Source organism: Roseofilum capinflatum BLCC-M114, assembly GCF_030068505.1.
Classification (GTDB): Bacteria; Cyanobacteriota; Cyanobacteriia; order Cyanobacteriales; family Desertifilaceae; genus Roseofilum; species Roseofilum capinflatum.
This window is the reverse complement of sequence record NZ_JAQOSO010000023.1, coordinates 38,418-50,178: the sequence shown is the minus strand read 5'-3', so window position 1 is coordinate 50,178 and position 11,761 is coordinate 38,418. Positions and strand designations below refer to the sequence as shown.

Below are 11,761 nucleotides of genomic sequence, written 5' to 3'. Positions count from 1 at the left end.
GAGAACCTGGAGCGGGCGATCGCCTGTTATGAAGCGGCTTTAGAAGTGTATACCCCCAGCGCCTATGCTGAAAAATGGGCACTGACCCAAAATAACTTGGGAAATGCTTACAGAAATCGCCTGCGGGGAGAGCGAGCGGAGAACCTGGAGCGGGCGATCGCCTGTTATGAAGCGGCTTTAGAAGTGTATACCCCCAGCGCCTATGCTGAAAAATGGGCACTGACCCAAAATAACTTGGGAAATGCTTACAGAAATCGCCTGCGGGGAGAGCGAGCGGAGAACCTGGAGCGGGCGATCGCCTGTTATGAAGCGGCTTTAGAAGTGTATACCCCCAGCGCCTATGCTGAAAAATGGGCACTGACCCAAAATAACTTGGGAAATGCTTACAGAAATCGCCTGCGGGGAGAGCGAGCGGAGAACCTGGAGCGGGCGATCGCCTGTTATGAAGCGGCTTTAGAAGTGTATACCCCCAGCGCCTATGCTGAAAAATGGGCACTGACCCAAAATAACTTGGGAAATGCTTACAGAAATCGCCTGCGGGGAGAGCGAGCGGAGAACCTGGAGCGGGCGATCGCCTGTTATCAAGCCGCTTTAGAAGTGTATACCCGCAGCGCCTATGCCCAAGATTGGGCCATGACCCAAAATAACTTGGGAAATGCTTACAACTATCGCCTGCGGGGAGAGCGTGTGGAGAACATCGAGCGGGCGATTCGCTGCTATCGAGACAGTTTGCAGGTTCGCACCCCAGATGCCTTGCCTCTCGACTGTCTGCAAACCGGACGCAATCTTGGTAACTTTGCCTTCAACCGCCAAGACTGGGAAAACGCCATCTACGGCTACGACCATGCCATCCGCGCCATTGAACAAAGCCGCTACTGGGCAACCTCGGAAAAAACCAAACGAGAACTAATTGCCGACTCCCTCGACATCTACGAAAACATGGTGCAAGCCTGCATTCACCAGCAAGACTACGCCCAAGCCCTGCTCACCGTCGAACGCAGCAAATCTCGCACCCTCACCGAACTCCTCGACAGCGCCAACCTCTACCCCAAAAACGCCACCGACCGCCAAAAACAACAGATCAGCGACCTCCGCAGTCGCCTCGCCATCTACCAACAACAACTCGCCTTCACCACCAGCGACAACAGCACCAACCCCCTCTCCCCCGCCACCATCCGCCAACAAATTGCAGCCGCCAACCAGGAATTCCAAAACCTCCTCGAAGAAATTGGCGACCTCACGTTCAACCTCACCCGAAAACCCCCCACCCAACTGCCCAACTTCTCCCAACTCCTGGACAGCCAAACCGCCCTCATCGAGTGGTATCTCCCCAACAACCCCGACCTCGGCTTCTACGCCTTCCTCATCATTCCCACAGAAGAGGACACCTTCCAAATCATCCCCCACCACTTCACCAACCGCCAACAACTCGACCGAGCCATCAGCGACTACCGCAGCGACTACGATGACCACAAAACCTGGCTCAATAAACTCGATGAACGGCTGCAAACCCTCAGCCCCGCCTTAAATCTCCCCGATTTACTCACCCCCCTCCAACACTACCAACGGCTGATTCTCGTTCCCCATCGCGAACTGCACCTCATCCCCCTCCACGCCTTACCCGTCTTTCTCCCCTCTCCCGGTGGGAGAGGGGCTGGGGGAGAGGGCAACCCCTTTCTCCCCTCTCCCGGTGAGAGAGGAACTGGGGGAGAGGGCAACCCCCTGCAAGACCAGTTCCCCATCCAATACGCTCCCAGTTGCCAATTCCTCGACATCCTCCATCAACGTCCCCCCCTAGAAGAACCTTCCTCTTCCTTCTTTGCCCTGCAAAACCCCACCGAAGACCTCGCCTTTGCCGAATTCGAGGTAGAAGTCTTGCGCTCCCTCTTCAACCCCGAAAAAGTTCTCAGCCGCCACCAAGCCACCAAAGCCAACCTGGAAAAACCAGAAAACCAAGCCTTCTTGCGGCAAAGCCGCTATATTCACCTCTCCTGTCACGGCCAATTTAACGAAGCTGACCCCCTCAACTCCTATCTGCGCCTCGCCAACCAGGAAAAACTCACGTTTCAAGACATTTTCGCCCGTCTCAATATCCCCAACTGTCGCCTACTCATCCTCTCTGCCTGCAAAACTGCCCTCGTCGAAACCTCTTCAACCGATGACTATGTGGGGTTAGCCAGTGCCTTTTTCTATGCCGGAACCCGCACAGTCGTCGCCAGTCTCTGGGAAGCCGATGACTTTTTCTCCGCCCTGCTAATGATTCGCCTCTATCAAGAACTGCCCCACTACACTTCAGTAGTGCTGGCCTTGCAAGCGGCTCAAGACTGGCTCCGCACCATTTCCCGCGATGATGTTTTAACCTGGTTAAAGAATGACCTAAAATTAGAGGATAAAACGCTAAAACGATGTCGGAAAGAGCTGAAACTATTCGATAAAGAGCGTCCTTTTGCCCCTGCCCGCTATTGGGCCGCTTTCACCGCCAGTGGAAAATACGCACAGCCGGGAAATCCCGCCTGAAAATAATCCAGAGGAATATCATGGCTTTCACCAATCCGAGTCAAATCAGTAAAGAACGAGTTGCTAAATTCCAGTACCTTTTGCAGCAACAACCCTCCATGTTTACCAATTGCAACCAGGAAACTTGGGCAGAACTGGATGAAAAACTAGATCCCCTTGCCGATGAGGATTATGAAGACATTGAGGAGGTGATTATAGATTGGCTGGATGACCATGATTATGAATCCGTCAAGACTGCTCTACAGAACGTGAGATGTGACCCTCTCAAACCTAATGAGACCCCACCTCGGCGCTCAGAGCCAGACCAACCGATTACGAATGACAGTTTGCGTTCTGCAATCAAAGATAGGCAAAATCGAGATAACCCACCCTCTCAATCATCAAACTAAACTCTAATATATAGCAAACCTAAATGAGTTATGTAATGGCTGCCCCTCATCCCCCTACCCCCTTCTCCCGCAGGAGAAGGGGAAAAGCAACCAAATGGGAAATATGAATACAGAAATAAACTCAATTTGTGCCCTAAATATCCGCTTGTTCAGTTATCACTTAAAACCTCTCCATTTCACAAATTTTACCGAACAAAATATTCATATTGCTTCGGTTACTTCTTACTATCAAGGTCTATTAAACTCTTATCATATCCTCACTCCAAATAGCCAGCCAGTTATCCTCAATTTCCGTGGCGATTTCCAGGATCTTATCGATTCTAAATTAGCCAATTTTGATTTAATCCCAGATTCCGAAGGAAGAGGAATTGTCTGGATTAGCTTACCGCCAAAATATCAGGGATTTCTTTATCCTCAGTTTCTCAATGATACCTATGGTTTTGCTCTCACCTTATTTTGTCCGCAAGAATCAGACGATAACGAGATTTCTTTCTCTGATTTATCCCAAGTCAAACCCCCAAAGGAATTTTTCTCTGGCACGTATTCAGGTGAACCGAATAAAACCGGAGAAATTCTGAGCCAAGCGTTTTGGGGCACTACCCTTTTTTTGAGTGGTTTTATTGCCCAAGACCGTCCAGAAAAAGCCGAGAGCTTAAAATCTGTTGCTAATGAAGTATTAAAGCAATTTCTGCAACTCGACTCCCTAGAGCAAGCCCCACCATTTTACCACTGTGGGGAATTCTTAGGGGGCTATATTTACGAGTATAAAACTATTTTTCGGCTCCATCCCTATGGAAAGATTCTGATTTTATTGATTTTTGAGGAAGACACGACCAAGAAGCTCAAGCAAATTCAGTGGGATTTACCGGAACTGTTTTTGTACGATCATAAAAATCAACAGAATTTTCTCGATAGCCGCAAAGAATATAAAAAAGCCCAGAAGGATATTAAAAAAATTGAAAAGGCGATAAAAAAGTTTCCTAAAAATATTCCGACCAGTATTCCTCCAGATTTATCAGACGAAGATTTAAAGAAACTGAAACAGCAAATCAAAAATCTGTTAGACTTGTCTTTGCGCTATTCCCAGCGAATTCGCAGTCTGGAAACGTTTCAGAATACGATCGCCATTAATCAAGAGAATTATCTCGATACCCTGAGCCGCATGGAAACTAATTGTGACAGTAATTTAAGTGTTTGGCGCGATAAAACCGATCGCACGTTTCAACGGTTTCAGCGACAAATTGCGGCTGATTTGGTCTATCTCCAGCAAGGGGAACGACTGTTAGACACGGCAATTAATACCATTCGTGGTTTAGTGGAAATTGACCAAGCAGAAAGCGATCGCCACCTAGAGCATCAAATCCAAACCTTCGGGAGTGCGATCGCCGTCGGTGCGATCGTTGCCTCCACCTCCACGCTCATCTTCCAGGAACCCTTGACATTTCCCTGGCAAGAGCATCATGGCGATCAGCTCCATCCCTTTAGCATCGCCGTTCTCGTCAGCTTTGCCTTCGCTGTTGTCGCCTGGGGTGGCGTAAAACTGTTCATCTGGTGCAGTGCTAGGGGGCGATCAGGTCGCAAAAACCGTTAATATCCCAGAGGTAAACCAAAGATGACCGCTAGAGAAAGACTCATTCAAGCCATTCAAACCCTACCCGAATCACAGATCGATCGGGTTTTAGCCTATATCAATCAGGTCACAGCAGACGACAGCGAAACCCAACAGCAACTGTCTGAGCCTGGGGAATATTTTGACGATCGATGGTGGAATAACTTATACCAGTTTACCCCTGACTTTTTAGAGGTTCGAGAACAACCTGAACTCCCAGAACGAGAGGATATCTTTTCATGAGGTTCTTACTCGATACCAATATTTGTATTTATGCGATCAAGCAGAAACCTCTCATTGTAAAGGAGCGATTGCAGAAGGTTAATACTGGAGATGTTGGAATTTCCATCATCACCTTAGCAGAACTGGAGTATGGAGCAGCAAAAAGCCAAAATCCCCAGCGCAACCGAGAGACCTTAACTCGCTTTTGTTCACCGTTTCAGATCGTCGATTTCTGCCCAGAAGATGCACAAAAATTTGGTCAAATTCGAGCCACTTTAGAGCAACAGGGGGAACCCATTGGCAGTTATGATTTACTGATTGCAGCCCAAGCGGTGAATCGAGGAGTGACATTAGTTACTAATAATATTAGAGAATTTAGCTGGGTTGAAGGGTTGAGTCTAGAAAATTGGGTTGAGGAGAGTTTGAGCTAAAGCGATCGCAACCTAGAGCATCAGATCCAAACCTTTGGGAGCGCGATCGCCGTGGGTGCGATCGTTGCATCCACCTCAGCACTTATCTTTGACTACCCCTGGACTTCGCCATTGCAACAAAATCATGGCGATCGCCTCCATCCCTTTATCATCGCCGTTCTGGTGAGCTTTGCCTTCGCTGTTGTCGCCTGGGGTGGCGTAAAACTGTTAATCTGGTGCAGTGCTAGGGGGCGATCGGGTCGCAAAAACCCTTAACAAGTGTTCTGTGAAAAGCGTCGTCAAGTTTATGAGCGATCGCATCATCGTCATGAATCGCGGTAAAGTAGAAGGAATCGAGAGAAATGGCGATCGCCAAAATCCAGACAAGCAGCTCTCTAAATCATCAAACGAAATCCTAATAGGAGCAGATCATGTCATTAGCCATTAAAGATTTGGTAGAGATGGTAGAGCCTTTACCCGATGAAATTCAACAGCAAATCGTCGCTCATGTGCGCGAGTATATTGCCGATTTACAGGATGAAAAACAGTGGGATGAGTCCTTTCGTCGCACCCAATCCGCCTTAGTTGCAGCCGCACGACAAGCGAAACAAGAACGCGCTGCGGGAAAAGCGACAAAAATGGATTATGAGCAGTTATGAAATCTGAGGTTCTGCCTTCATTTTGGCAGCAGTATCGTCAGCTTAATCAGGAGGTTCGAGAACGCACCCGCAAGGCCTATCGGCTATGGGCGGACAATCCCTTTCATCCCTCTCTCCATTTTAAGTGTATTAACTCAGAGGAGGAGATTTGGTCAGTACGAGTGACGCGCAATTATCGAGTTTTGGGATTCAAGGAAAACGATACAGTAACCTGGTTTTGGATTGGCAATCATGATGATTATGAACGCTTCTTTGGCTAACCTAGTTATCTGATATAAAGAGCGATCGCAACCGAAAAACAGAAATAAGGAATAGGGAGACCCAAAAATTCCTCCTTACTCCTCACTCCTGAGACTCAACCAAAGATATTTTCCGAACGATAATCCGGTTCGGGTTCAGCCGCAAAGGGAGCATCCGTTTTACCCTTCGCTCTAGCTTTCGCCTTGGATGCACTGCGCTTGAGAGCTTGCAAGCGGGCTTCATAGCGGCTGCGTTGGCGTTTTTTCGGGTTTTGTTCGATTAAGATTTTTAAGGCACTGCCCAGACTCTTGTAGGCATTGGGCAGGGTATAGCCAAAACGGGTGGCTAAGGCGATCGCCTTTTCATCCGCTTGAATGGCTTCCTGTAAAGTCTTTTCGGGGTTATTTTTCTGATAGAGGCGATAACCGGAAACGCCACATAACGCCAGGGCGAGCAGAAGCAACAAGCCATCTTGTACCCACAGCTCTCCCACTGCGCCCCCTAAACCAATGGCTAGGGCTGCCATTTCCCAGCCATCTTTGGGAATCGTATCATTCTGAATCCGCCCCACTTCATGCCAAAAGAGGAGATTGCGTTGGTCGATCGCCAGTTGATCCCATTTGGCCAAATCAATCTGAATTTCCACTTCATCATTGCCAATTTCTTCGGATCGCACCAAGGGAGGGTTCATTTCTGTTGCCACCTCTACGATCACCCAACTTTGCAGTTCTGGCGGCAATAGGCCTTTTAAGCGGCGCAGTTCGTTCATTTCTGCTCTTGCAGAGGAGGTTGCATAGGATTTCATATCGCTTGCCCTAGAATCTGACAAAACAAGTAGGTCGTCTTATGTCGAGTATATCTTGGACGCTGGCTGAATGGGTTTTTATTTATCATACTTTCAGCGATCGCCATCAATCGTTAGAACCGATCAACTCCTCCTGATTCCTCAACTCAAGACTCGCGCTCACCAACGCAAATAAAGGCCCGGTTTGTTCTGTACCATTGACGGCTAAATCGCTATGACACAGATACAGTCGCTCCTCTACGCGACTGAGTAAATCGAGCAAAATGCGCCGGAGTCGTTCTTCATCAGCTTCTTGGGTGTGTTCCACTGTCCAGGGTTTGCCTAAACGGTGTTGTAAAAACAGGGGCGCAGCCCAGAGGTTCGCTGCTCCCCCTTTGAGCCATAGGGGAGAACTGGCATCGAGCCAAAAGTGGTATCGGTGGGACAGACGACTGGAACGGTATTGGAAAATGGTGGCTAGGGTGACGGCGTTGGCTTTGGGGCCAGTGGGTCGGACGGGGTAAGGGTTGGCGCTAATTGTGCCCTGGCGCAGCAGTTGGATAAATTGCTTTAGAGGGGAGCGCTCAGGATGCAAGCGCTGATGAATTTGCCAGTAGTGATGGGCAGTTTCCATCAGTTCCCGGATGGCGGCTAGTTGGTCGTAGGGCAGGGTATGGGTGAGGAGAAAGCGGGTAATGGCGCGATCGAGGAAGATGAGGGGAGTTGTCAAGAGACGTTCGGAGTATTCTTGTTTTTGGTTCTCAATCCAGGTTCGGATTTGGTTGTAGGCGTTGCTAGGAAGATGGCCTAACCGATCCCATCGCTCAAAGACTTCCATGGGGAGTAGGTGGGGATGGTCGGGGTCGGGAACGTAGCAGTGATCGGCGATCAGACCGGCTCGCACGGGGTCGATCCAGTAGGGAGGGGGTTGGTTGGGTTGGGGAGTTCCCAGGAGGGGATGGCTGAGGACGATCAGCATTTCGGCGATCGCCTCTCGGTTCACCAGTCGCCCTAAACCCGGATACACCAACGTCAGCAGGGTGAGCAGAGCGCGAATCAAGGGAGAGGCGATCAGGGGCCGCTGTTCGTTCAGGGGACGTAGGGGAATATCGGCTCGATCGAGGAGATGGAGCAGGGTATAGCGGGCGATGTCGTCTAAACCGGGGGCGATGATGGCGATGTCTTGGGGGGGGATGTGCTGGTTTTTAATCACATCGATCAGGGTTTCGGCAGTTTCCCGCAACAGTTGCGATCGCGAGACGGTTTGCACCGATTGGATCGATTCGGGAGGCAGTCGCACGGGTTGGGCGAAGAGGGGGTTGATGACTTGTTCGATTTCTTCGAGGTTGAGGATTCCCGCTAGTCCTGGGTTGGGTTGCTCTCGCAGGTCTTCAATGTGGCAACGACGAGCAATTTGGGCGATGTACTGGGGATCGGCATTTAAGCCGACGCGAATGCCGCCATCGGGGTTGTAGGTGAATAGACAGGGGCGCTCCTGTTCTAGAAATAGCTCGAATAGATACCGCATGATGGCGGGATATTCGTCTACATCATCGGCGCAGAGGCTTTGGTAGCGGTCTAGGAGATAGGTTTGGTAGTGGCGATCGCCGATCAGGTGCTGTCCATAGAGGTCTAGGGCGAGTCCATAGGTGAGGAAGCCATGGGTTAAGCACCAACTGCGCCACTGTTGGAGGGCAACGCCGATGTTTTCCCAGATGTCTGGGTTTTTCCCTAGATTGCCCAGTTGCCCTTCTTCCAGGATGGTGGGGATATCGGCGATCGCTACCCCACTAGCTGCTGCTAGGGCCCAAGTATCCAACAGTTGCCGCACCAAGCGCACGGGGGAAACCCCGTCTAAACTGAGGGCTTCCCGGTCTAACTCTTCTTGCCATAGGGCTTGGGCTAATTCTTGCTCAGTTTCTGGCCGCAGACGCACCGGAAACTGGGATTCGATCGCCAGTTGTTGCATTAATTGGGGCCAAAACAGACTGACTTGATTGAGACAAAACCCTAGGGGGGTGGTGGTTTGGCTCAACAGTCCCCCGCGAGGGGGGTCTAAACGGGTGAGGCGATCGTCCAAATCTAAACGATTATCCCCCGTTGCCGCCAACACTAGAATCATCGGGTTGGCCGTGGAGCCACTCTCCATGTCTGGCCCGACCTGCTCGCCGATGTACTCCACCAGGCGACGGGTTTTCCCCCTGCGGGAGGGGCCCACGATCCAAAGGGAATTGAAAGACACGCTACACGAGTTAAAAGACATTTGATAAGATACGATCCATAGCGCCAGGCGCTGGTAATTCTGTCCATTTGCTCTGAATTTTCTGCAATAACATGGCTAAAGGCTCTCCCTGGCAAAAGCTTCAATCTTCCTTTCGCGTTCTCAATCGCTGGTTTTGGCAAACCCCCGATCGCGCCTTAGATGATGCCTACGAAGCTGTGCTGAAAATTCAGGCGATCGAAGATGAATACTTTGGTGGACAGAAGATTGTTCCTAATTCTCCCCAATATAATAGCACAGTTCAAGCTTATTTTAAGCAAGAATTGACCAACAACTTAAACGCCGCTCGCATCCGATTATCCGAATTCAATACCAGCCGTTTTTTCGTCAACTCTTCATCGCGAAAATTAGCCAATAGCCTTTGGCAATCCAGCAGCATCAATCTGGACAAAAATCCTATTGAAGACTCCCAACTTACCCTAGAAAAACTCACGACCATCGATCGAGTTTTAAGTCGATATGGCTCCCAGACCTCATCCAATTCTAAAGCCGTCATTCCCGTCGATCCATCTCAATCCCTCACTGTACCCCAATCCAAATCTTCTCAATCCAATCGCTCCCAATCCCTACCGCCACCAACGGTCGAAGAAATTACTAATGCTGAAACCATTTCCGATCAATCTAGCTTTCTGCCTCGTACCATTTTAGGAACGTTCAAACGAGTCCAAAAAGAACTCGACCCCAAAACCGAAGAAGAATTAATGAATCGGTTTCGGATCTCCAAATTTAAAACCATTATTTCCCTCAGATTTATCTTGCTGGCGTTCCTAATTCCCCTTTTAACTCAACAAATTGCCAGTAATTTTATTGTCGGCCCCATTGTCGATAAATTTAAAGAACGAGAGCAAATTTCCATCTTCCTGAATGAAGACATGGAAGCAGAAGCATTCATGGAATTGGAAAAATTTGAAAGCCAACTCAAGTTTGAAATGCTGATTGGCGAATTGCCGGAAATGAGTCCAGAAGAAGTACAAAAAGAACTACATCACAAAGCAGAGGAAATCAAAGAAGAGTTTAAAACTCACAGCTCCGATGCAGTAAAAAACATCTTCTCGGACTTTTTTGCCTTTGTCGCCTTTGGCTGGGTTGTTTATACCAGTAAGCGAGAAATTACTGTCCTTAAATCATTCATGGATGACTTGGTTTACGGGTTAAGTGATAGTGCCAAAGCCTTCATTATTATCCTTTTTACCGATATGTTCGTTGGGTTCCACTCTCCCCACGGTTGGGAAGTGATTCTCGAAGGCTTATCTCGGCATTTTGGACTCCCCGAAAGTCGAGAATTTATTTTCCTTTTTATTGCGACCTTTCCGGTTATTCTAGATACCGTCTTTAAGTATTGGATTTTCCGCTACCTAAACCGTATTTCTCCCTCCTCTGTTGCCACCTATAAAGAAATGAATGATTGAATAAAGCGCACCGCATTAGATAAAGCTCCATTCTCCAAAAATGGCCGTACTTGCGTGTTGTACCTCTGAGACCTGGGTTTCCATTTCCTGTTGTTTAACATAGAATTCCGAAAGCTGACGAGTCATGGTTGAGGCCCGTTTAGCCAAGGCTTGGGACATATTCAACAGGATCAAAGCTGTGACGCGATCGCCTTCGATCAGTCGTTGACGCAGAACATCAAAGTCAATCACCAGAACCTTAATCTGGGTCAGGGTCGTAACCGTTGCAGAACTGGGTTCACCGCTAAAAAAACTGATTTCTCCCAGTACAGTAGGAGCGCTGATCGTTGATAGGGTGTGTTCCCCTTTGGAGGTCTCCAGGGAAACCTGAACCTCTCCTTCTAGAAGGAAAATAATTTGCCGACAGAGAACATTTTGTTTTAGAATGCGCTTGCTTGCTGCGATCGTTCCCTGTTTGCCTACTTTCAGGAAGTCTTGGATTTGTTCAGGCTTCAGGTGATTAAAGGCTTCAAACTGTTGATAGTTCATAGCATCCGGCTCTAGGTCTATCCTAACTCTGGTTTTATTATGCACCGTCATCGAGTTTCTTTACTCAGAGAAATTGCAGATATAGAAGATAACTTTGAATTTTGAAGTTTTAATAGTTATGACCCATTCTACAGATATTGTTACCTTAGCCCGTTGGATGGCTGCTGACTTTAGTAATCAAGAGCAAGCGTTTGAAAATCCGCCCTTTTTTGCCCATATTCGCGTTTGTATGCGTCCTCTACCCTTCGATCTGATGGGCAATATTAGTTTATATCTAGAGCAAGCCTACGATCTAGATGTCACTCAACCCTATCGTACTCGTGTTCTCAACTTTGTCCTCAAGGAGAATCAAATTGAGGTGGAAAATCATAAAGTTCTCGGTGAACAAGAGTTCTATGGTGCATCTCGACAACCTGAGCGCCTCCAGAAATTGACCGCAGACCGGATTGAAAAACTGCCCGGATGTACCTTCCAAGTGCAATGGACAGGACATAGTTTCAAAGCCACAGTCGAACCTGGAAAAGGTTGCGTAGTCGTTCGTAACGATAAAACAACTTATCTTGATAGTGAATTTGAAGTCAGTCCACAAGGACTGATTAGCTTAGATCGCGGACGTGACTTAGAAACGGATGAAAGGGTTTGGGGTTCCATTGCTGGCCCCTTTGAGTTTGTGCGCTGGGAAAACTTTGCCGATGAAGTACAAAGTCAATAGT

14 protein-coding genes are annotated in these 11,761 nt (G+C 48.6%); 11 read left to right on the top strand and 3 right to left on the bottom strand.

Features of this window, described 5'->3' with window-relative positions; genetic code table 11:
• From PMG25_RS05600 to PMG25_RS05560, 9 genes are all read left to right on the top strand, one after another.
• Window positions 1-2,517 (top strand): CHAT domain-containing protein (locus PMG25_RS05600; protein WP_283765918.1); only part of this gene is annotated, 2,517 nt, incomplete at its 5' end.
• Between the two features lie 20 nt (window positions 2,518-2,537).
• Window positions 2,538-2,906, top strand: coding sequence for a hypothetical protein (locus PMG25_RS05595; protein ID WP_283765917.1), 369 nt, complete (start codon window positions 2,538-2,540; stop codon window positions 2,904-2,906).
• A gap of 103 nt (window positions 2,907-3,009) precedes the next feature.
• The gene (locus PMG25_RS05590) at window positions 3,010-4,497 is read left to right on the top strand and encodes a magnesium transporter CorA family protein (RefSeq protein ID WP_283765916.1); all 1,488 of its coding nucleotides are present in this window, start codon (window positions 3,010-3,012) and stop codon (window positions 4,495-4,497) included.
• 21 nt (window positions 4,498-4,518) lie between these two features.
• Complete coding sequence (locus tag PMG25_RS05585; RefSeq protein WP_283755896.1) at window positions 4,519-4,758, top strand: hypothetical protein; 240 nt, start codon at window positions 4,519-4,521, stop codon at window positions 4,756-4,758.
• Window positions 4,755-5,168 carry a type II toxin-antitoxin system tRNA(fMet)-specific endonuclease VapC gene (vapC, locus tag PMG25_RS05580; protein WP_283765915.1) on the top strand — a complete coding sequence of 138 codons (414 nt, stop codon included), beginning with the start codon at window positions 4,755-4,757 and terminating at the stop codon, window positions 5,166-5,168. The genes PMG25_RS05585 and vapC overlap by 4 nt, the downstream gene beginning before the upstream one ends.
• Window positions 5,169-5,279: 111 nt before the next feature.
• Window positions 5,280-5,423: a hypothetical protein gene (locus PMG25_RS05575; RefSeq protein ID WP_283765914.1), complete on the top strand. Its 144-nt coding sequence runs from the start codon at window positions 5,280-5,282 to the stop codon at window positions 5,421-5,423.
• A 10-nt stretch (window positions 5,424-5,433) separates the two neighbouring features.
• A complete protein-coding gene (locus PMG25_RS05570; RefSeq protein WP_283762998.1) occupies window positions 5,434-5,595 on the top strand; it encodes a hypothetical protein in 162 nt (53 codons plus the stop codon).
• The gene (locus PMG25_RS05565; protein ID WP_283762999.1) at window positions 5,579-5,806 is read left to right on the top strand and encodes a hypothetical protein; all 228 of its coding nucleotides are present in this window, start codon (window positions 5,579-5,581) and stop codon (window positions 5,804-5,806) included. Before PMG25_RS05570 ends, PMG25_RS05565 begins: the two co-directional genes overlap by 17 nt.
• The gene (locus tag PMG25_RS05560; RefSeq protein ID WP_283765913.1) at window positions 5,803-6,066 is read left to right on the top strand and encodes a type II toxin-antitoxin system RelE family toxin; all 264 of its coding nucleotides are present in this window, start codon (window positions 5,803-5,805) and stop codon (window positions 6,064-6,066) included. The genes PMG25_RS05565 and PMG25_RS05560 overlap by 4 nt, the downstream gene beginning before the upstream one ends.
• Window positions 6,067-6,161: 95 nt before the next feature.
• Here PMG25_RS05560 and PMG25_RS05555 read toward each other — a convergent pair whose 3' ends face one another.
• Both PMG25_RS05555 and PMG25_RS05550 read right to left on the bottom strand, forming a co-directional pair.
• Window positions 6,162-6,851 carry a DUF3318 domain-containing protein gene (locus PMG25_RS05555; protein ID WP_283765912.1) on the bottom strand — a complete coding sequence of 230 codons (690 nt, stop codon included), beginning with the start codon at window positions 6,849-6,851 and terminating at the stop codon, window positions 6,162-6,164.
• Between the two features lie 106 nt (window positions 6,852-6,957).
• The gene (locus PMG25_RS05550) at window positions 6,958-9,072 is read right to left on the bottom strand and encodes a PD-(D/E)XK nuclease family protein (RefSeq protein ID WP_283765911.1); all 2,115 of its coding nucleotides are present in this window, start codon (window positions 9,070-9,072) and stop codon (window positions 6,958-6,960) included.
• 92 nt (window positions 9,073-9,164) lie between these two features.
• Between PMG25_RS05550 and PMG25_RS05545 the strand changes: the two genes are divergently transcribed.
• Window positions 9,165-10,520 carry a proton extrusion protein PcxA gene (locus tag PMG25_RS05545; RefSeq protein WP_283765910.1) on the top strand — a complete coding sequence of 452 codons (1,356 nt, stop codon included), beginning with the start codon at window positions 9,165-9,167 and terminating at the stop codon, window positions 10,518-10,520.
• 15 nt (window positions 10,521-10,535) lie between these two features.
• On the opposite strand, the gene PMG25_RS05540 is transcribed toward PMG25_RS05545, so the two are convergent.
• Window positions 10,536-11,099 (bottom strand): Crp/Fnr family transcriptional regulator, encoded by a 564-nt coding sequence (locus tag PMG25_RS05540; protein ID WP_283765909.1) that lies wholly within the window; start codon window positions 11,097-11,099, stop codon window positions 10,536-10,538.
• Window positions 11,100-11,166: 67 nt separating this feature from the next.
• On the opposite strand from PMG25_RS05540, the gene PMG25_RS05535 reads away from it, so the two are divergent.
• The gene (locus tag PMG25_RS05535) at window positions 11,167-11,760 is read left to right on the top strand and encodes a chromophore lyase CpcT/CpeT (RefSeq protein ID WP_283765908.1); all 594 of its coding nucleotides are present in this window, start codon (window positions 11,167-11,169) and stop codon (window positions 11,758-11,760) included.
• Window position 11,761 lies beyond the last annotated feature (1 nt).